Genomic DNA, 19,151 nt, shown 5'->3' on the forward strand with positions numbered 1-19,151 from the left:
CATGACCGCGGTCCTGGTATCCGGCGACGACTTCATCGCCCCCGAACTCTTCGCCGCCGCTCTGAGCGAGAGCCTGCCCTCCGCCGGGCTGAGCTTCCGCACGCTGCGCACCCGCTGGCCGAACGAACCCTTCGGCCCGGTGGGCGCCGACGGGCAGGGGAACGGGGGTGTGAAGGAGGCCAGCGGCACCGAGGAGCAGGTGCTGGAGGCGCTCGGTGACGCGAGTGTCGCCCTGACCCAGATGGCTCCGTTCACCTCCCGTGTCATCCGCGAGTCGCCCCATCTGAAGTTCATCGGCGTGGCCCGTGGTGGCCCGGTCAACGTGGACCTGGCCGCCGCCACCGCCGCCGGGATACCCGTCACCTTCACGCCGGGCCGCAACGCCGCCGCTGCCGCCGAATTCACCATCGGCCTGATCCTCGCCGCCATGCGCCACCTCACCTTCGCCGACGCGGCCCTCAAGGAGGGCACGTGGCGCGGTGACTACTACGCCTACGAGAACGCGGGCCTGGAACTCGACGGCGCCACCGTCGGCCTCGTCGGGTACGGAGCCATCGGCTCGATCGTGGCCCGTGTGCTGCGTGCCTTCGGCGCACACGTCCTCGTCTCCGATCCGTACACGGATCCGGCCCGGGCGCGGGCCGACGGTGTCGAGCTCACCACCCTGGACGACCTGCTGCGGCGCAGCTCCGTCGTGAGCCTGCACGCCCGTGTCACCCCCGAGACCCGGCATCTGCTGAACGCCGGCAACCTCGCGCTCCTGCCCGAGGGCGCCATCCTCGTCAACTCGGCCCGCGGCGAGCTTCTCGACTACGCCCCGCTGCCCGGCCTGCTGGAGTCCGGCCGGCTCGGCGCGCTCGCCCTGGACGTCTACGACATCGAGCCGCCCCCGGCCGACTGGCCGCTGCACAAGGCCCCCCATGTCATCACCACGCCACATCTGGCGGGATCCACCCGGCAGACCGCCGACCGGGCCGCCGTGATCACCGCTGCCGAGGCCGCCCGCTTCCTGCGCGGCGAACCGCTGCGGCACGTGGCCAATCCGGAGGTGCTGACCGGGAGCCGGCCATGATCGTCGGAGTCGACATCGGCACCTCGGTCACCAAGGCCCAGCTGATCTCCCGCGACGGCCGGACCACCCCCGCCCACGAGGCCCGCAGCACCGTCTACACCCTGCCCGGACACCGCGTCGAGCAGGACCTGGACGACGTCGTGGGCACTGTGGAGACCGTCGTACGGGCGGCACTCGCCGACGCCGCGCAACTGGGCGATGAACCGGCCGAGGCCCTGGCCCTCACCGGGCAGGGCGACGGCCTGTGGCTGCGCGACGCCACGGGCGCCCCCGTCGGCCGCGCGCTGTCCTGGATGGACGGCCGGGCCGCGGACCGGCTCGACCGGTGGACCGCCGACGGCACCCTGCACGCCCTGCACCGGCGCACCGGCGTGGGTCTCTTCCCCGGCTCCGCCGCACCCCTGCTGGCGCATCTGGCCGAGCACGAGCCGGAGCGGCTGGAGGCGGCCCACGTCGCCGGATACTGCGTGGACGCCGTCGTACAGCGGCTGACCGGCGCCGTGACCGTAGATGTCTCCGACGCCTCGCAGCCGTTCCTCGACGTCGCCTCCCGTGCGTACGACGAGACCGCGCTCGAGCTGTGCGGACTGTCCGCACACCGCCGGCTGCTGCCGGAACCGGCGCCGCCCGGCACCCTGCACCGGCTGCTGCCCGACGCCGCCCGGCGGCTGGGCCTGCCCGCCGGGCTGCCGGTCTCGGCCGGTCCGTTCGACATCCCGGCCTGCGCCTTCGGCTCGGGAGTCGCCGAACCGGGCGAGGGCAACCTCATCATCGGCACCACCCTCGCCGCCCAGGTCCTCGACACCGAGCCGCGCCCGGCCATCGCCGAGGACCCGGCCGGGATGCTGCTGGCGACCCCGTACGAGGGCCGCTACCTGCGGGTCATGCCCGCCATGATCGGCACCGCGGGCCTGGACTGGCTGCTGAAACTGCTCGACGTCAAGATCGAGGCGCTGGACGCGCTGCTCGTCCAGTCCCCGCCCGGCGCCTCGGGCGTCACCGCGCTGCCGTTCCTGTCCGCCAGCGGCGAGCGCGCACCCTTCGTCGACCCGCGGGCCCGTGGCCGCTTGGACGGCCTCTCCCCGCTGGCCGGCCGCGCCGACCTGGTACGGGCGCTGTGCGAGGCCGTCGCCTACTCGGCCCGGCACTGCATGGAAACCCTCGGCGTCACCCGCACCGTCACCGCCTGCGGCGGTGGCGCGCGCTCCGGGGAGTGGGCGCGCATCTTCGCCGGTGTCCTCGGGGGCGACCTGGAGGTCTGCGACGACGCCGTGGGCATCCGCGGTGCGGCCCACGTCGCCTGGCGCTCCCTGGGCACGCCGGTCGACCCCGGCGCCTGGCGCGCCCGCCTGCGCACCGTGACCGCCGAGCGCGGGCTGATCGACCACTACGCCGAGGGCTACGCCGCCTACCGCCACGCCCTCGACATCGCACGCGAAGGCTGGAGCACCCGATGACCAGGCTCTTCAACGACCCCGCCCAGTTCACCGACGACATGATCACCGGGTTCGCCGCCGCCCACCTGGAACACGTACGGGCCGTGCCCGGCGGTGTGGTGCGCGCCCGCCCCACCCGTACGGGGAAGGTGGCCGTCCTCACCGGTGGCGGCTCCGGCCACTATCCCGCCTTCTGCGGCGTCGTCGGCCCCGGATTCGCCGACGGTTCGGTCATCGGCGATGTGTTCACCTCCCCGTCGGCCGCCCGCGCCCGCTCGGTCGCCGAGGTCGCGGAGGCGGGCGGCGGTGTCCTCTTCCTCTTCGGCAACTACGCCGGGGACGTGATGAACTTCGGCCTCGCGGCACGGCAGTTGACGGACGACGGCATACCCGCCCGCTGCTTCGCCGTCACCGATGACATCGCCTCCGCCCCCGCCGACCAGACGGCGCGGCGGCGGGGCATCGCGGGCGGCTTCGTCGTCTTCAAGACCGCGTCGGCGGCGGCCGAGGAAGGCGCCGGTCTGGACGAGGTCGTCCGCGTGGCCGAGCACACCAACGCCCGTACCCGCACACTCGGAGTGGCCTTCGACGGCTGCACTCTGCCGGGCTCCGACGCGCCCCTGTTCACCGTTCCCGAGGGACGCCTGGGCCTCGGTCTCGGCATCCACGGCGAACCGGGGGTCAGCGAGGACACCCTGGGCACCGCCGAGGACCTGGCCCGCGCCCTGGTGACGGGGCTGCTTGCGGACCGGCCCGCGGACACGGACGGCGAGCGGCGGGTCGCGGTCGTCCTCAACGGCCTCGGCGCCACGAAGTACGAGGAGCTGTACGTGCTGTGGGGCGCCGTGGCCCGGCTGCTGGACGAGGCGGGGCTCACACCCGTACGCCCCGAGGTCGGCGAACTCGTCACCAGTCTCGACATGGCCGGTTGTTCCCTCACCCTGAGCTGGCTGGACGACGAGCTGGAACGCCTGTGGCTCGCACCGGCCGACACCCCGGCCTTCCGCCGGGGGACACCGCGGGAAACCCCGGTGGACGCCGCCGCCACACGGCCCGCCGCCGCCCCGCGCCGCCCGGAGCGGTCCGCCGCCACGGCGTCCGGCGCGGCGGTCGAGGTCGCGGAGCTGGCCGTCCACGCACTGCGCGCCGCCCGCGACGTACTGCACCGGGACGCGGAGGCCCTGGGCAGGCTGGACGCGGTGGCGGGCGACGGCGATCACGGCCGTGGCATGTGCAAGGGCGTCGACGCGGCACTGGTGGCCGCCGAGAAGGCACACACCGATCGGCTCGCCCCGGCGGCGGTGCTGGCCGCCGCCGGTGATGCCTGGGCGGCGGAGGCCGGGGGCACCTCGGGTGCGCTGTGGGGCGTGGCGCTGCGCGCCATCGGCGCCGCACTGCCGGCCGACCGGGCGCCGGGGCGCGCGGAGCTGGCGTCCGCCGCCACGGCCGCGCTCACCGCCGTCACCTCGCTCGGCGGGGCCGAGGTGGGCGACAAAACCCTGGTGGACGCTCTCGCGCCGTTCGCCACCGCCTTCGCGACGCGGCTGCGGACCGGAGATCCGGTGGCCGAGGCGTACGTGGCCGCCGTGGCCGAAGCCCGTACGGCCGCCGAGGACACCGCCGCCCTGCGCCCCCGCCTCGGCCGCGCCCGCCCCCTCGCCGACCGCAGTGTGGGTACCCCCGATCCCGGAGCCACCTCACTCGCCGCGGTACTGACCGCGGTGGCCACCCTCCACACGACGACAGGAAGCGACCCCGTATGACCACCGCGAACGCGTTCCGGATCGTCGTCGGCTGTGACGACGCCGGATACGACTACAAGGAGGTCCTCAAGCGGGATCTGCTGGCCGACCCGCGGGTCGCCGAGGTCATCGACGTCGGTGTGGGCAGCGACGAGCACACCGCGTACCCGCACGTCGCGGTGGAAGCGGCCCGCCGCGTCGCCGAGGGCACCGCCGACCGCGCCCTCCTGGTGTGCGGCACCGGCCTGGGCGTGGCCATCAGCGCCAACAAGGTCCCCGGCATCCGCGCGGTCACCGCCCACGACAGCTACTCCGTGCGCCGCTCGGTGCTCAGCAACAACGCCCAGGTGCTCTGCTTCGGCCAGCGCGTCATCGGGCTGGAACTCGCCCGGTCGCTCACCGACGACTGGCTCGCGCAGAGCTTCGACGAGACGTCCCCGTCGGCGGAGAAGGTTGCCGCGATCCGGAGCTACGAGGGCTGATCGGGGAGGTAGGACAGAGCGAACAACGTCGGTCTCCACGATCACAACCGGATCGTGGAGACCGACGTAGTGGGAAGCCGTGTCGTCGTTACTGGCTCACCTTGACGGAGAACCAGTCCACGCTCATCCCCGCACCGGAGGTGGTGTCGGCCGCCGGCGAGGTGCAGCCGCAGACCTTGTTCGGGTAGGAGCCGCCGACCGCCACGTTGAAGATGGCGAAGAACCCGTGGTCGACCGCCTTCTTCCAGGTCTCGGCGGACACCTGGTTCTGCTTCACCGTGAAGGTTTCCTTGCCGTCGCGGTAGAAGCGCAGTTGCTCGGCGGAGGTGTCGGTGCGATCCACGATCACGGAGTACGTGTGGTACTCGGTCTGACAGCCGTCGCACGGCAGCAGGTCGCTGGTGATCCCGTCCGGGTCGTGGCACTCACCGGCCCACTCCCCGCAGTGGAAGGTGTTCGAGTGCTTGCTCAGCCCGTTGACGTCCTCCATGATGTCCAGCTCGCCGATGCTCGGCCAGTTGGTGGCGCCGGTCGGACGGGCGTCGGCGCCCATGGCCCAGAAGGCGGGCCAAATTCCGAGGGCCTTCTCCGGGTTGGGCTGCTTGAGCGAGGCACTGATCTCCAACTGTCCACCGGCCGGGGCCTCGAAGTCGGTGCGCTGGGTCTCCACGCGGCCGGACGTCCACTTTCCGGAACCGTCGCGGATCGGCTTGATCACCATGTGACCCTCGCCGTCGTGGTAGACGTTCTCGGTCGAGTCCGTGACCGACTCGACCTCCCCGGTGCCCCAGTTCGGGGCGCCGCCCGGGTAGCCGGTGCCGATGTCGTACAGCCAGTCGTTCTTGTTCAGGCCGGTGCCCGCCGCGCCGTCGAAGTCGTCCTGGAAGACGGTGGTCCACTCGGCCGCGGCGGCGGGTTCGCCGGCGGCGGCGGTGTTGGAGGACACGGTCAGAGCCAGCAGTCCGGTCAGCGGAAGCGACAGGGCGGCCACGAAGGCCAGTACGCGTCGTCGGCGGCGGGGCTTGGCCTCCGCCGTCGTACGTGAGGTGATCCTGAGCATGTGGGGGGCTGCTTTCGTTCGAAGGAACGTCGGTGACGGGGTGTGCGAGCCCCCGTAGCCCGCTCCTGGCGTGGGGTGTGGTGGAGGCTGGACTACGGGGACTCGGGCACAGGGACAGCGCGAGCGCCATCGGGTCGAGAGAGCGCTCACACAGAACGACTGTCTTGGACCCTGCCCTTGTCGGTCAAGAGCCGCGCCGTGTTCACCAGTTGAACGTAAGCCCGTCGCATGGTCGCGGCCGCACGGAAGTATCGCTCGCCCCACTTCAGAATTGGAGACATACGCGGGGTTCCGGCACCCGCGCGCGCCAACTCTTGACGGCGCCCCAGGGTGGGCCGAATCAAGGTGAGGAGGCCCGGCCACGGTGTCCCGGACTACTCCGTCCCGGACTACTCCGTCCCGGACTACTCCGTCCCGGGGTCGAAGTCCTCCACGAAGTAGCTGTCGTGCCGGATGCGGAACCGCTTGAGTTCCTCGCCGCCGCGCTGTGTCATCTCCGCGACCCGCTCGAAGTACTCCTCGCGGGGGGCGCCCGGGGCGAAGAGCAGGAGCATGGACATGGGCTCGTCCGCCACGTTCTTGAACGCGTGCAGGCCACCGACCGGTACGTACAGGAAGTCGCCCTCGCGGCCCGTGATCCACTTCTCGCCGTTGTAGAGCTCCAGCTTGCCCGAGAGGATGTAGAACGACTCGGACATGGCCTTGTGGAAATGGGTCTTGGGTCCGCCGGACCGTGGTCCCATCTCCACCTTGTACAGGCCGAATTCGCCGCCGGTCGACTCGCTGGTGGCGAGGTAGTGGGTCGAGCCGCCGGGTGAGGAGAGGTCCGGCGGGGTGCCGGCCGGGCGGAAGGCCGCGTTCACTTCGCCCCTGTCGCCGTGGTAGCGGGGCTCCGGGTACTCCAGGTCTTCCGGGTAGGACATGATGTGCTCCTTTCGGCAGGTCTCCACTGGAATGATGGCTCCGCCCCGAGAAGGCGGCATCGGGCTTCCGGATGACCTTGGTGGTCGTTGAACGGGGCCGGAGACCTAAGTCCGTCTCGTCAGTCGGGATCCTGGCCGCAGAGCGCCCCGCGCAGGCGTGCGACCGCGCCGGTGGCGAGTTCGCGGATCACGTCCGCGGCGGGTTCGATCCTGGTCACGGCGCCGACCGACTCGCCCGCGTAGAGCGGCATCGCGTCCACCTGCCCGGTCGCGGTCCGGGTCGGGCAGAACGGACTGGATGCCGGGACCGGCACGGTGGCACCGGCCAGCACGATCTCGCCCGCCACGTCCGTGTCGAGGCCGCGCGCGCGGTCGACGCAGGCCGAGAGGACCCGGTGCGGTGCGTCGGGCCACATGACCGAGAACTGGGTGGTGAGCACGGTGTCGGCGGCGCCGGCCCGGATCAGGGCCCGCTGATACTCCGGGTGCGCGTCGGCTTCGGTCGTGGCGACGAACCGGGTCCCGATACGAGCGGCATCGGCTCCGGCCGCGAGGACCGCCGCCACGGATCTCGCGGTGGCGATGCCGCCGGCCGCGACGACCGGGATGTCGACGTGCTCCACCACCTCACAGAGCAGCGGCAGCAGGACCCGGGATCCGCGGACGTGGCCGCCCGCCTCCGCTCCTTGGACGATGACGAAGTCGCACCCCGCGTCGGCCGCCTCCCGTGCCTCCGCCACCGAGCCGACCTGCCACGCGGCGAGCGCCCCGCCCGCCTTGGCCCGAGCGACCAGCCGCGGGGAGGGGGTTGCCCAGAAGAACTCGACGACGGACATGCGCTCCGCGGCGATGTCGACGCACGCGTGGTCCTGGAGGACGGGCAGGATGAAATTGACCCCCACCGGACGGGTGGTCCGCTGCCGTACGTCCTCCAGCAGCCCGGTGAGGGCCTCCGGTGTCGCCATCGGGAAGGCGACCATGCCGAGGCCGCCGGCCTCCGAGACCGCGGCCGCGAGGTCCACGCCACTCACCCAGCCCATACCGGCCTGCTGGACGGGCACCGTGCAGCCGACGAGTTCCGTGAAGCGGGTGCGCAGGGCCGGTGGTGCGATTGCCATGGTCCGATGGAACAGCCCCGCCGCCGGACGGGGCGGCTCCGACGCGGCCGCTCCGGTGTGCGTCACGCGCAAGGCGTAGCACGGGCTCGCGGCCCGCCCTCCCAGCGGCAGTCGACGCGTGCTGGGCCCGCCCGCTCCCGCACCCGCCCGCTCCCGCACCCGTCCGCGGTATACACCGGGAGTGGCTGCATGACCTGCGAGATGCGGGTTACCCGGTTGGTGGCCCACCCGTGGACGACGAAGGGGAGCACGCCGTGCGCATCGGAATCATCGGAGCGGGCCGCATCGGCTCGACGCTGGCCCGCCACTTCGCCGCGATCGGCTACGACGTGGCGCTCGCCAACTCCCGCGGCCCGGACACCCTGGCCGACCTGGTGGCCGACATCGGCGGCCCGATCCGCGCGGTGACCGCCGAGGAGGCGGCGCGGTTCGGCGAGGAGGTGGTCGTGTCCATCCCCTACGGCCGCTACCAGGAGCTGCCGACCGAGCCGCTGCGCGGCAAGGTCGTGATCGACACCTGCAACTACTACCCCGAGCGGGACGGACACGACCCGGAGCTCGACGGGGACGCCACCACCTCCAGCGAGAAGATCCAGGCCCACACCGGCGCCAACCTGGTCAAGGCGTTCAACGCGATCTACTGGGAGAATCTGCGCGACCACGCCCGCCCCCAGGGCGCCACCGACCGGGTGGCCATCCCGCTGTCCGGCAACGACGAGGAGGCCAAGGCCGCGGTGGCCGGGCTGATCCGCGACATCGGCTTCGACGCCGTGGACGCCGGGCACCTGGGCGAGGGCGGCCGCAAACACCAGCCGGGCAGTCGCGTCTACGCCACCGAGATGTCGTCCACCGAGACCAGCGCCCTGCTGCACGTGGCCTGAGACCGGGGCCGCTGAGTCACTTGGCGGTTCCGGTGTCCAGCGTCAATTTTGGCTACCGCCTCTTCCCATGCGCCGCCCCAAGCGCTCCGTACCGGCCGGCGGAGCGGGAAGCGGGGCCACGAGTCGATGGGAGGCCGCGTACATGACGGCCTGGGTGCGGTCGCGCAGGCCCAGCTTCGCCAGGATCCGGGAGACGTGTGTCTTGACCGTCTCGTCGCCGATGCCCAGGCGCTGCGCGATCTCCGTGTTGCTGTGGGCCTGGGCCACGAGCATCAGGACCTCGTGCTCGCGGGCCGTCAGCCGCTCGAGCGCGGTGGAGGACGCCGGCGGGGCGATGCTGCCGGCGAAACGCGAGATGAGACGGCGGGTGACCGAGGGATCGATGATGGCGTCGCCTCGGGCGGCGATGCGGATGGCCGCGATCGTCTCCTCGGGAGGGGCGCTCTTCAGGAGGAATCCGCTGGCTCCCATGTGGAGGGCGCGGTAGACGTAGCTGTCGTCGTCGTAGGTGGTGAGCACGATGACTTTCGTGGTGTTGCCCGGCCTGCCGAGGATGCGCTCCGCGGCACGGAGTCCATCCAGGCGCGGCATGCGGACGTCCAGGATGGCGACGTCGGGTGCCAGCCTGCCGGTCTCGTCGACGGCTGCCTGGCCGTCGGCCACTTCGGCGACACAGCACAGGTCGTCCTGGGTGCTCAGGACCGCCTTCAGCCCCGAGCGGAACATGGCGTGGTCGTCGGCCAGGAGGATACGCAGGGTCATGTGCCATCCATGGAGAAGGTGACGGTGGTCTTCCAGTCGGTTCCGCCGTGGACCGGTCCGTACGAGGCGGAGCCGTTGAACATGCCGGCTCGGCTGTTGATGCCCTCCAGGCCCCGGTGCGGAGAATCCTCCACGAGACGCTTCGGGACGACTATCGGGTTGACCGCGGTGACCGTGATGGACGAGGTCCCGTAGTCCAAGGTGATGTCCACGTGGCCGTCGCCGTGGCGCAGGGCGTTGGTCAGCATCTCCTGGACCACGCGGTAGACGGCGATGTCCAAGGACCCGTCCAGCCTCTGTGGGGTGCCCTGGATGCTGATGTTCGTCTCGAGGCCCGCGGCGGACACGACGTGAATCAGTTCGTCGAGGTCGCTCAACCCCGGTTGCCGTGCGCCCTCCGCGGGGCTGTCGTGCAGGAAATCCAGCAGGCGGCGCAGGTCCAGGAGGGCCGCGCGGCTGGAGGTCTCCACCGCCGTGAGCGCCGTCGACACCGGTGACGCCTCCTTGGCGGAGAGCCCCAGACGGGCGGCTCCGGCATGGACGCCGATGGCGCTCACATGGTGGGCGATGACATCGTGCAGATCGCGGGCGATGGCACTGCGCTCCCCGGCGATGGCATCCGCGAGGGCGTGCCGGGCGTTCTCCCGCTCCCGTACGGCCCGCTGTTCCAGTTCGGCGATGTGCGCGCCCCGAGCCGTGGTGTAGCGGCCCACCAGCCAGGCGAGGAGGGCCTCCTTCACCGCTCCCAGCACAATGGTGCGCCACTCGGTGAGATCGGTCGTTGCGCCGAGTGTCCTGGCCCCGATGGACCCCGCGGCCAGATACAGCAGGGCGAGCACGGCCGGGCGGCCGTTCAGCCAGGCCCCGGCCCGGTAGGCCGCGATGAGCATTCCGGCGTCGTTGGTGTCCGGCAGCGGACCGCCGCCGGGCAGGGCCAGCGCACCGGCCACGGCCAGGGCCGCCTGGGCGAGAGCCACGACTCCCGAGAGACGGGCGGCACTCGCGAGTGCCGCGTCCGCCAGCACGATCCCGGCCAGCAGGCACCAGAAGGACACCGCGGGATACACATGCGCACCCTCGTAGTAGAAGGTGAGCGCATCCGCGAGCAGGCAGAAGCCCGCCACCATGAGGGACTGCCGGGTCAGGGACCCACTCGCGCCCCGAAGCGACACGGACACGGCCCCTCTCAGGGGGTCCGTGTGCCCGCACCGCGGGCACGTCGGAAGGCGGAACACACAGCCGGAACGCCGCCCTGTACGCGGCCAGTTGCACCAGACATGCACACATAGTGCACGAGCCCTGCCGGAAAACGTTTCCTGCGCCGGGGGGAGACGCTGTCCCCCGCGCGGGGGACAGGTGGTACCCCGGGTGCGTGACGACACCGCGTGCGGGCGGTTTCTACTGTCTGCCGCGTGAACGACAACGCACCCCCCGCATCGGTTCGCGGCAGATCCGCCGGTCGCAACTCCCGTGGCAGGTCGCGCGCGGCACGCGTGGCGGTGGCCGTGCTCTGCGCCCTGGGCCTGTCCGTCGGCGCGGGATCCTCCGCATGGGCGGATGCCACGGCCGGGGGAGACCTGAAGGTGGCCCAGACGCTCGGCGACCGCGACCTGACCTTCATGCTGCGCCGCGTCACCGGGCTGCCCGGCCCCCTGCACGTGGACGTCTTCACCCATCGGGGCACCGCGGCCGGGACTCTGCGCCTGGGCACCGTTCCCACCGGTGCGTCACGCGACCGGGCAGAGGGCTCCTCGGCGGGGACCACCACCAGCAGCGCCTCGGTCCGGCTCGGCAGCACGCCGGGGTCCTACAGTGCCGCCCTGGACATCGACCGGGCCGGGCCCTGGGAGCTCGTCGTCGATGACGGATCCCGTACGGCGCGGATCCCTTTCGTGGTGCCGGGCCAGGCCACGTCTCCGCCGGAACTCACCGTGTTCGGCGGTTTCGTCTCCGCCGGTGTGCTCATGCTGGTGACCCTCTTCGTCGCCGTCCGGGCCCGGCGCGGGGCCTGGGTGCTGGTGCCGGCAGGAGGCGTGGTGGCCGCGCTCGCGACGGCCGTCACCGCCGCGCTGTTGTCCGCCTCCCTGCCCATGCCTCCCGAGCCGGGCGGGCAGGTGGATGCCACGAATGACAACGTCGCCGATCCCTACGCGGTCGTCCGGCCGGTGACGAACGACTACTCCCGGCCGCCCGTCTCACTCGAGATGGGTCCGTACCCGGCCAAGGCGGCAGAGCGGGGCACGCTGCGGCTGAGCGTGAACGACGGCTCCACCGGCCTGCCCGCGGACGATCTCATCGTCCACGACGGTGCCCTGATGCACCTGCTGGTCATCGGGCCGACCGGTGAGCTGTGGCATCTGCACCCCATACGCACCGCACCCGGCAGCTACGAGGTCCAGCTGCGGCTGCCCGCGGCCGGCCACTACGCCGTGTCCGCGGAGTTCGCCCGCCGCGGTGGCGGGATCCAGCAGGTGCGCTCGGCAACCGGTCTGACCGTCGCCGACGGCCCGGCGCGCGGCGGTGACCCGGCCCTTCCCACCGAACTCGCCCCGCGGGGGCCGGGAGAGCGGACGGTCGACGGTGTACCGGTGCGGCTGTCGGCGCCCTCGCTCACAGCGGGAACCGCGAGCACCCTGACCGCGCGCGTCGGCGACACACCGACGCTCCAGCCCTGGCTCGGCATGGTCGGCCACATGATCGTGGTCGGACCGCTCGACAAGGCGGACGCCACCAGCCCGACGCGCATGGGACGGGCCGCCCAGGGCGCACCCGTCTGGGCACACGCACACTCCATGGGCGGCGATATGAGCGGCCACATGAGCGGCCACTCCGCCCACGGCATGGGGGACGCTCCGGCCCACGACATGGCCGCCACGGACCACGGGAACGAGACGAGTACGAGTACGGGTTCGATGAGCGGGCTGATGCCCCTCAACGGCGACAGCCCCGCGGACGAGACCGTGGCCGCCTACGGCCCGGACGTCTCCTTCGTGTACACCTTCTCCCGGCCCGGCTACTACCGCGTGTGGATTCAGGCCGAACGCGACAGCGCCGTCCTGACCATGCCCTACCTCCTGCATGTGTCGCCGGCGGGAGGAGCGAAGTGAACGCCCCCAACGTCTCCCGTACCCCCATGGTCCGGTTCCTCTATGGAGCCGCCACGGCACTGCTGACGGTGTCCCTCGCGCTCGTTGCAGTCGGGTGCCTTCCGTCCTGGACGGACGATGCCGTCTCGCTGACCGGGGGCAGTGTCACCGACGAAGTGACACTGACCGTGGCCCGGCCCCGCACCGGCACCACCGACGTCGACATCCGCCTGACCCCGCGCCAAGGGGAGCGAAGCGCACGTCCGCCCACCATCACTCTGCAGGCCGTCATGCCCACCCACGGACACGCGACGCCCGCGGCACACCCGCGGGTGGAAAGCCCGGGCAGCTACTCCACGGCCGTCCACTTGATGATGCCGGGGCGCTGGACCTTCCACGTCAACGTCGACTACGGCGCACGGAGCGACCAGTTCGACTTCCCACTGGCGATCTCCGGCTGAACAACCGGCCGCGTAGCGCCAGTAACCGCTCTTGCACGGCCATGAGAACGGCCATGAGAAGCGTCATGAGCACCGTCATGAGAAAGGCATTCCCGTGAGCACAGCACTACCCATCACCGGTACCAGCACGGCATCCCAGCCGTCCCCCGCCGTCAGAATCTCCCGCGCCGGCCGCACCGGCCCCATCGCCGCCAACACCGTCCTCGCCGGGACCATGATGTCCCTGTTCGGCTTGAGCTGGGACATCCAGTGGCATGTCGACGTCGGCCCGGACACGTTCTTCACGCTCTCCCACCTCATGCTGTACTCCGGCAGCGCCCTCGCCGGCCTCGCCAGCCTGGCCATGGTCCTGATCGCGACCGCTGCCCAGCGGGCCGGCCAGCCTGTGGACCAGTTTCCCGGCGGCAAGCCCGTACGCGTCTTCGGCGGGGTCTTCCGGGCTCCTCTGGGCTATCTGATCACCGGTACGGGAGCCGCTCTGTTCCTGCTCTTCGGGCTTCTGGACCTGTGGTGGCATTCGCTGTACGGCTTTGACGCCGTGCTGGACTCACCGCCCCACATCGGGCTGTTCCTCTCGATCTCCTTTTCCATGGTGGGGAGCGTCATCGTCTTCGCCGCTGCCCGCGACACCCGATGGGGCCGGGCAGGCGTGATCCTCAGCATCCCCGTGCTCATCATCTTCAGCCCCATCACGACCAAGGCATTCGGCGCACTCCCGCTGCCCGTCGAGCCCGAGCTCGTCGGCAACATCTTGTTCTCGACCCTCCTGCTGATCACGGGGACGCTCACCATCGGACGGCGGAGCACCGCACTGACGACCGCCGCGACCCTCGGCGCCCTGCAGCTCCTCCTGTGGTGGTTCTCGCCCTGGGCGGCGCGGGTCTACGCCGATGCGAGCGGCCTGCCGCTGCGCGACAACCTCGGCGACAACCCGCCCGAACTCCCCTCCGAGATCCCGGTGTTCATGCTCTTCGCGGCAGCGGCCGTCACCGCACTGCTCTGGCTGAGCAGGAGGCGGGGCTGGTCTGGCCGGATCGCGCCGCAGATCATGGGCGCCGGAGGGGGAGCCGTGGTCGGCCTCTCCCTCCCCGTCCAGAGCGCCCTGTTCGGCGATTCCGGCCCGACCCCGTCCGAACTGCTGACGATGACGGCCGTCGGTCTGGCCACGGGCGTCCTCGCGGGCTACCTCGCCGCCCGGCTCGCCGTCCTGCTGCGCGAACACTCCACCGCATCCATCACGAAGGGCCGATGACCCATGCGCTCCTCACGTTCACCGCTCCTGCTCGCCGTGGCCTCCGCATCCCGGCGTATGCGAGGCCACGCACGCCGACTGGTCCTGACCGTGGCCGCCGCACTCGCGCTGGTGGCGGTGTCGACCGCGCCGGCCGCGGCCTACGCCCCCGTCGGCGTCGTCCATACCGAGCGGGTACAGGCAGGGCCCTACACGATCACCGTCGGGTTCTCCGAGTGGCCACTGCGGGCCATGCAGTCACTCGACTTCACCTTCGCACCGGCCGACGGCGTCGCGGGAAAGTCGGGCACGCTCACTCTCGACGGGCCCGGCATCGACGCCGACGATCGGGAGAGCCCACTGGGCAGGCACCCCCGCAAACGGGATGTCTGGGGCCTGGATGTCCAGGCCCTGCCGGAACCCGGCACCGTCAGCTTCACCTTCGACATCGACGGCGCCGCCGGCCACGGCCGCGGCACCCTGCGGAACGTCGGTGTGCTCGACCAGCCGGGCCCGCCCCTGGCCATAAGCTGGACCGTCTGCGCCATCCCGCCGGTCGGGATGCTCGCCTATCTCGCCGTCGGCTGGCGGCGCAACAGGCCCTCCGAGAAGGTGGCCACACTCATCTGATCCTCGCCGGAGCCGGGCCGGTTCTCAGGCAGAGGTGGCCGGCGGTTCCGCGACGCCGATGAACTTCCCGGCCACCAGCCGGACATGGGCCGACCAGCCCAGCGCCGTGAGGTCGGCGGTGAGCGAGGAGGGGTCGTGGAACACCTTCACGATGCGGTACCGGCTGCCATCATCGAGCCGGCGCAGGGCCACCGGGATCGGCCGGCCGGAGAGGACGTCCTCCTCGGCGGCCGCGGCGGGACCGTCATCGATGAAGACCGCTTTCCCACCCGGTGCGAGTGCGGAGGCGACGGTGTTCCAGAAGCCGGGCAACCGCGCCGGTGGCACGTGGGAGAGCCAGAAGGCGAAGAACACCGTGTCGTAGCAGCGCGACGGCTGCCACTCGAACAGGTCGGCCTCGACGAACTGGACGGTGGCGGACGCGGTACGCGCACGAGCGAGGTCCAGCACCTCAGCCGCCGCGTCCACGGCCGTCACCGAACGCGCCCGCGCGGCGAGCAACGAGGTCCATTGCCCTGTCCCGCACGCCAGCTCCAGCACATCCCCGGCAACCGGGAGGTCATCGACGGCAGTCAGCAACTCCCGCAAGTCCTCGCGCTCCGCATAGGGCCGGTCGTATTCCGCCGCGCCCGCCCTGTAGTAGGCCAACTGCTCGGTCAGAAGAGCGTCGTCATCCACTGCGGGTTCCTCCCGGTTCGGCCGGAGCCGAGCACCCTGCCCGGTCGCCACCGGCACCCTCGACCTTCACCTTCGGGCAAGGTCAAGCGTCAGGTCGGCCGCGGCCCGCGGGATCAGCCAACGAAATCCTTGGCCATCAGCTCAAGCCGCCCGGCGAACTCGGTGAGCCCGGCCCGGTCGACGTTGCCGAAGCTGACCCGGAACACCTGGCGGTCGTCGGGCAGGAAGGCGGTGCCCGGAATGACGAGCGTGTCGTAGCGGGTGATGAGGTCGCGCACGACGTCCTCGGTGCCGCGGTCGGCGAAGGGGTGGCGGACCCAGCCGAAGAACCCTCCGCAGCTCAGCAGCTCGAAACCGCCCGGCCGCTCGGCCAGCACGGTCTCCAGCCAACGCCGCTTGTCCGTTGCCTCGTTCGCGCGCGCACGCCGCCACTCCTGGGCCGAGGACAGCCCCGCCCAGGCGGCCTCCTGCCCGACGCGCGGAGGGCAGATCGCCACGCAGTCGAGCAACTTCATCACCTCGCGGTTCAGCTCGGGCGAGGCGACGACCGCGCCCACCCGGTAGCCGGGAATCGCGAGGTCCTTGGAGAAACTGTGCAGGCTCACCAGGGTCCGCGCCCAGTCCGGGTCGGCGAACAAGTCGTGTGCCGGTCGCACGGTGTCGCGGAACGAGCGGTAGGTCTCGTCCACGATCAGCGCGATATCGTGCCGCTTCGCCACCGCGTAGAAGTCCGCGAGCACATCCGGCGGAATGGTGACACCGCTCGGGTTGCCCGGGGTGACCAGCACGATCGCCCTGGTACGCGGGGTGATGAGCGCTTCGGCCGCTTCCGGGTCGGGCACGAGATCGGGCCCGGGCTCCAGGTATCGCGGCACCACGCCGTTCATGCGCAGCCACATGTCGTAGTTGAAGTAGTACGGCAGGACTTCGATGACCTCGTCGCCCGGTTCGGTGAGCGCCTGCGCGACCAGGCAGAACGCCTGGTTGCATCCTGCGGTGACGACCATCTGGTCAGCCCCCACCGGGCTCTGGTAGCCGCGGCTGAGGTCGGCGGCGAAGGCATCCCGCAGCCGTGGCAGTCCGGGGCTCGGCACGTACGCGGCGCCGTTCGGCTCGTGCGCGACCTTGGCGACGTGCTCGACCATCTCGGGCGCGGGCGGGTAGCTCGGCGCGGCCTGGGCCAGATCGAGCAGCGCCCGCTCGCCGCTGCGGCCCGCCAGCAGGGCATACGTCGCGCCCATCGGCGAATCGATCTCCTGCACGGTGCGCGGGCTGAGTCGCACGTCGGCGCTCCTTCACGGGTGGCTGGCCGCTGTCGGTTCACCGCGATGCTACCGACCTCCCCCGCGCGTCGGCCGAGCCACGGCAGCGGGGAGGGACGCGCGCGAGGGAGTCGGAGGAAAGCACTCACCACCTGCACAAGCAGGCTTCCGGGGCCGGGCGGGTCAGCAGTTGTCGCCCACCGCGTCGATCTTCGAGCCGAACCGGCCGCTGTAGTTGCTGGCGTAGTCGCCCTTGCGGACCGAGTGGCACTCCTTGCCCGATGCCCAGTCGATGAAGGCACCGGTCCTGTTGGCCCGGAAGGAACCCACGTGGTCCGTGAACCGGCTGGGCAGGTCCACGTAGCCGCCCCGCCAGGTGTAGAGCTCGCCCGTACCGTCCTGGAACCGCCACAGGCAGATCGCGTTGCTCGCGCAGGCGGGCAGCGCCTGAGCCTGTACGGAGGGGCCCAGTGTGGTCACCACAACGGTCCCGGCAACGAGCGCGAAGCGTGTGAAACGTGGGTTCATCCCGTCCTCCTTGACGCGGAAGCCAACGCCACGATTGTTCAACTCGGAACGGAGGGCGGATAGACAGCTCCTGTGTTCGACGGTGAGCTGCATCGATGATCCAGAGAATAATCGATTATCTCCTAAATCATCTATGATGCCGGTATGACCCAGACGACCCACGCGTCGACCTCGTCGGGGAAGCAGATGCTCTCCGAGCAGGTCTACGCACACCTGCGGGACGCGATCATGCGCGGGGACTACGCCCCCGGTGACGCCCTCAAACCGCAGGACCTCGCCAAGGAACAGGGCGTGAGCCTGGCCGTGGTCCGCGAGGCGCTCGTACGGCTGGTCGGCGAGGGCCTCGCGGACCGGCTGCACAACCGCGGCTTCGCCGTCCCGGCCTACTCCGACCGCCGCTGGCAGGAGACCGCGGAGGCCCGCCGGACCATCGAACCGGTGGTGCTGCGCATGTCCATCGAGCGCGGCGACGTCGACTGGGAGTCCCGCGTACGCGCCGCCCACCACCGGCTGACCCGGACCCAGGCGTACGTACCGGGGGAGGGCGAGTACTACAGCGCCGCATGGGCCGAAGCCCACCGGGTCTTCCACCGCACCCTGTTGGAGGGCTGCGGCAACCCCGTCCTGCTGGAGACCTTCGACCGGATGTGGACCGCGAGCGAGCTGGCTCGCCGCTGGTCGGCACACCGCAACCCCGACCGGGACGGCGCCCGCGAGCACCGCCTGCTGGAGGAGGCGGCGCTGGCCCGCGACGCCGACACCGCGGCCGAGGTACTGGTCCAGCACCTCACCATGACCGCGGCCGTACTGACCGACCGCACCCACCACGATCCCGCGAAGGAAGCCTGATGCGCCTCGCCAACCTGACGACATTCGAGCCGAGTGCGGGCCGCCGCTGCCACAGCGTCGTCAATCCCGTGCACTCGTGCGTGTACTTCGCGCCCGAGCGGCAGGACGAACTCGCGGCGCTCGGGCTGGAGCGCGGGGCCATGGCCTACTTCGCGGACCGCGCGGCCCCGCTCGGGGCGGTCGGCGCGGGCACCGTCTCAGCGACGTTCTACAACTTCAACCACGAGCATGTGGAGCGGTTCATCCCCGCCGCGTGGTCCATCGCCACGCCGGAGGCGGTGCTCGCGGCGCGGCTGCGCGGCGCGGACAAGGTGCTGCGGCGACTGCTCGGGGAGGAGGCCCTGACGTCGAAGGAGATGGCCGAGGCCGCCGAGCTGGCGCTGCGCGCCACCGAGGGGTGCCACCGGGAGGCGCGGCCGCTGTACGCCGCGAACGCGGGCCTCCCGGTGCCCGAGGAACCACACCTGGCCCTGTGGCACGCCGCGACGCTGCTGCGCGAGCACCGGGGCGACGGTCACCTCTTCGCCCTGGCGATCGCGGGCCTGTCCGGGATCGAGGCGCTGGTCCTGCACAACGCCACCGGCACCGCGCCGACGTCGGCGACGTTCATGCGGACCCGCGGGTGGTCCGCCGAGCAGTGGGCCGCCGCCCGGGACCGGTTGCGCGAGCGCGGCCTGCTGGACGAGGCGGGGGATCTCACGGAGTCGGGCGCGGCCCTGCGCGGTGAGGCCGAGGCGCTCACCGACCGCCTCGACACCGCCCCTTACGACCACCTCGGCCCGGCCGCCACCGCGCGCCTCACCGAGCTGGCCGGTGGCTTCACCGAAACGCTCAGGGCGGCGGGCGCCTTCCCGGCGGTGCACTTCGGCAAGGGCTAGGGCGCGCGGTGCGGCGAGAGGGCGTGCCTGGCGTCGCGACGCCGCGGAGATCCGGCAGAAGGACCCCAGTCG

At 71.6% G+C, this 19,151-nt stretch carries 19 protein-coding genes; 11 read left to right on the top strand and 8 right to left on the bottom strand.

What is annotated here, in order from left to right; translation table 11 throughout:
- Window position 1 precedes the first annotated feature (1 nt).
- From J5X86_RS14560 to J5X86_RS14575, 4 genes are read left to right on the top strand one after another with little or no spacing between them, the layout of a single operon-like run.
- The gene (locus tag J5X86_RS14560; protein WP_208517185.1) at window positions 2-1,072 is read left to right on the top strand and encodes a 2-hydroxyacid dehydrogenase; all 1,071 of its coding nucleotides are present in this window, start codon (window positions 2-4) and stop codon (window positions 1,070-1,072) included.
- Window positions 1,069-2,529 carry an FGGY-family carbohydrate kinase gene (locus J5X86_RS14565; RefSeq protein ID WP_208517186.1) on the top strand — a complete coding sequence of 487 codons (1,461 nt, stop codon included), beginning with the start codon at window positions 1,069-1,071 and terminating at the stop codon, window positions 2,527-2,529. The genes J5X86_RS14560 and J5X86_RS14565 overlap by 4 nt, the downstream gene beginning before the upstream one ends.
- The gene (locus J5X86_RS14570; RefSeq protein ID WP_208517187.1) at window positions 2,526-4,271 is read left to right on the top strand and encodes a dihydroxyacetone kinase family protein; all 1,746 of its coding nucleotides are present in this window, start codon (window positions 2,526-2,528) and stop codon (window positions 4,269-4,271) included. Before J5X86_RS14565 ends, J5X86_RS14570 begins: the two co-directional genes overlap by 4 nt.
- Window positions 4,268-4,732 carry a ribose-5-phosphate isomerase gene (locus J5X86_RS14575; protein WP_014059101.1) on the top strand — a complete coding sequence of 155 codons (465 nt, stop codon included), beginning with the start codon at window positions 4,268-4,270 and terminating at the stop codon, window positions 4,730-4,732. The genes J5X86_RS14570 and J5X86_RS14575 overlap by 4 nt, the downstream gene beginning before the upstream one ends.
- Window positions 4,733-4,820: 88 nt before the next feature.
- Here J5X86_RS14575 and J5X86_RS14580 read toward each other — a convergent pair whose 3' ends face one another.
- From J5X86_RS14580 to J5X86_RS14590, 3 genes are all read right to left on the bottom strand, one after another.
- Complete coding sequence (locus J5X86_RS14580; protein WP_208517188.1) at window positions 4,821-5,792, bottom strand: glycoside hydrolase family 16 protein; 972 nt, start codon at window positions 5,790-5,792, stop codon at window positions 4,821-4,823.
- Window positions 5,793-6,196: 404 nt separating this feature from the next.
- Window positions 6,197-6,715, bottom strand: coding sequence for a cupin domain-containing protein (locus tag J5X86_RS14585; protein ID WP_208517189.1), 519 nt, complete (start codon window positions 6,713-6,715; stop codon window positions 6,197-6,199).
- A 119-nt stretch (window positions 6,716-6,834) separates the two neighbouring features.
- Window positions 6,835-7,833 carry a nitronate monooxygenase family protein gene (locus J5X86_RS14590; protein WP_208517190.1) on the bottom strand — a complete coding sequence of 333 codons (999 nt, stop codon included), beginning with the start codon at window positions 7,831-7,833 and terminating at the stop codon, window positions 6,835-6,837.
- Between the two features lie 254 nt (window positions 7,834-8,087).
- On the opposite strand from J5X86_RS14590, the gene J5X86_RS14595 reads away from it, so the two are divergent.
- Window positions 8,088-8,714 (top strand): NADPH-dependent F420 reductase, encoded by a 627-nt coding sequence (locus J5X86_RS14595; RefSeq protein ID WP_208517191.1) that lies wholly within the window; start codon window positions 8,088-8,090, stop codon window positions 8,712-8,714.
- Window positions 8,715-8,756: 42 nt separating this feature from the next.
- On the opposite strand, the gene J5X86_RS14600 is transcribed toward J5X86_RS14595, so the two are convergent.
- Window positions 8,757-9,476: a response regulator transcription factor gene (locus tag J5X86_RS14600; protein ID WP_208517192.1), complete on the bottom strand. Its 720-nt coding sequence runs from the start codon at window positions 9,474-9,476 to the stop codon at window positions 8,757-8,759.
- On the bottom strand, window positions 9,473-10,654 hold the full coding sequence (locus tag J5X86_RS14605) for a histidine kinase (protein WP_208517193.1): 1,182 nt from the start codon (window positions 10,652-10,654) through the stop codon (window positions 9,473-9,475). The genes J5X86_RS14600 and J5X86_RS14605 overlap by 4 nt, the downstream gene beginning before the upstream one ends.
- Before the next feature lie 234 nt (window positions 10,655-10,888).
- On the opposite strand from J5X86_RS14605, the gene J5X86_RS14610 reads away from it, so the two are divergent.
- The 4 genes from J5X86_RS14610 (at window position 10,889) to J5X86_RS14625 (ending at window position 14,884) form a co-directional block, all read left to right on the top strand.
- Window positions 10,889-12,583 carry a hypothetical protein gene (locus J5X86_RS14610; protein WP_208517194.1) on the top strand — a complete coding sequence of 565 codons (1,695 nt, stop codon included), beginning with the start codon at window positions 10,889-10,891 and terminating at the stop codon, window positions 12,581-12,583.
- Entirely contained in the window at window positions 12,580-13,023 is a 444-nt protein-coding gene (locus tag J5X86_RS14615) for a hypothetical protein (RefSeq protein WP_208517195.1), read from the top strand. The genes J5X86_RS14610 and J5X86_RS14615 overlap by 4 nt, the downstream gene beginning before the upstream one ends.
- Before the next feature lie 94 nt (window positions 13,024-13,117).
- On the top strand, window positions 13,118-14,275 hold the full coding sequence (locus tag J5X86_RS14620) for a hypothetical protein (RefSeq protein ID WP_208517196.1): 1,158 nt from the start codon (window positions 13,118-13,120) through the stop codon (window positions 14,273-14,275).
- 3 nt (window positions 14,276-14,278) lie between these two features.
- Window positions 14,279-14,884, top strand: a complete 606-nt coding sequence (locus J5X86_RS14625; RefSeq protein ID WP_208517197.1) for a hypothetical protein — start codon at window positions 14,279-14,281, stop codon at window positions 14,882-14,884.
- A 24-nt stretch (window positions 14,885-14,908) separates the two neighbouring features.
- On the opposite strand, the gene J5X86_RS14630 is transcribed toward J5X86_RS14625, so the two are convergent.
- From J5X86_RS14630 to J5X86_RS14640, 3 genes are all read right to left on the bottom strand, one after another.
- Window positions 14,909-15,562 (bottom strand): class I SAM-dependent methyltransferase, encoded by a 654-nt coding sequence (locus tag J5X86_RS14630; RefSeq protein WP_208517198.1) that lies wholly within the window; start codon window positions 15,560-15,562, stop codon window positions 14,909-14,911.
- 113 nt (window positions 15,563-15,675) lie between these two features.
- Window positions 15,676-16,845, bottom strand: coding sequence for an aminotransferase (locus tag J5X86_RS14635; protein WP_208517199.1), 1,170 nt, complete (start codon window positions 16,843-16,845; stop codon window positions 15,676-15,678).
- 162 nt (window positions 16,846-17,007) lie between these two features.
- Window positions 17,008-17,352, bottom strand: coding sequence for a peptidase inhibitor family I36 protein (locus J5X86_RS14640; RefSeq protein WP_078645227.1), 345 nt, complete (start codon window positions 17,350-17,352; stop codon window positions 17,008-17,010).
- A gap of 144 nt (window positions 17,353-17,496) precedes the next feature.
- Here J5X86_RS14640 and J5X86_RS14645 point away from each other — a divergent pair, with 144 nt between their 5' ends.
- Both J5X86_RS14645 and J5X86_RS14650 read left to right on the top strand, forming a co-directional pair.
- Entirely contained in the window at window positions 17,497-18,201 is a 705-nt protein-coding gene (locus J5X86_RS14645) for a GntR family transcriptional regulator (RefSeq protein WP_208517201.1), read from the top strand.
- Between the two features lie 14 nt (window positions 18,202-18,215).
- Window positions 18,216-19,079, top strand: coding sequence for a hypothetical protein (locus J5X86_RS14650; protein WP_208517513.1), 864 nt, complete (start codon window positions 18,216-18,218; stop codon window positions 19,077-19,079).
- The last annotated feature ends 72 nt before the right edge of the window (window positions 19,080-19,151 follow it).

The organism is Streptomyces sp. NEAU-YJ-81 (genome assembly GCF_017592595.1).
Taxonomy (GTDB): Bacteria; Actinomycetota; Actinomycetes; order Streptomycetales; family Streptomycetaceae; genus Streptomyces; species Streptomyces hygroscopicus_B.

Bases quoted from the DNA above. Each gene is read 5' to 3' on its own strand.
- J5X86_RS14590 (WP_208517190.1), bottom strand. From the start codon at position 7,833: ATGGCAATCGCACCACCGGCCCTGCGCACCCGCTTCACGGAACTCGTC.
- J5X86_RS14625 (WP_208517197.1), top strand. From the start codon at position 14,279: ATGCGCTCCTCACGTTCACCGCTCCTGCTCGCCGTGGCCTCCGCATCC.
- J5X86_RS14580 (WP_208517188.1), bottom strand. From the start codon at position 5,792: ATGCTCAGGATCACCTCACGTACGACGGCGGAGGCCAAGCCCCGCCGC.
- J5X86_RS14585 (WP_208517189.1), bottom strand. From the start codon at position 6,715: ATGTCCTACCCGGAAGACCTGGAGTACCCGGAGCCCCGCTACCACGGC.
- J5X86_RS14640 (WP_078645227.1), bottom strand. From the start codon at position 17,352: ATGAACCCACGTTTCACACGCTTCGCGCTCGTTGCCGGGACCGTTGTG.
- J5X86_RS14575 (WP_014059101.1), top strand. From the start codon at position 4,268: ATGACCACCGCGAACGCGTTCCGGATCGTCGTCGGCTGTGACGACGCC.
- J5X86_RS14570 (WP_208517187.1), top strand. From the start codon at position 2,526: ATGACCAGGCTCTTCAACGACCCCGCCCAGTTCACCGACGACATGATC.
- J5X86_RS14560 (WP_208517185.1), top strand. From the start codon at position 2: ATGACCGCGGTCCTGGTATCCGGCGACGACTTCATCGCCCCCGAACTC.
- J5X86_RS14645 (WP_208517201.1), top strand. From the start codon at position 17,497: ATGACCCAGACGACCCACGCGTCGACCTCGTCGGGGAAGCAGATGCTC.
- J5X86_RS14600 (WP_208517192.1), bottom strand. From the start codon at position 9,476: ATGACCCTGCGTATCCTCCTGGCCGACGACCACGCCATGTTCCGCTCG.
- J5X86_RS14565 (WP_208517186.1), top strand. From the start codon at position 1,069: ATGATCGTCGGAGTCGACATCGGCACCTCGGTCACCAAGGCCCAGCTG.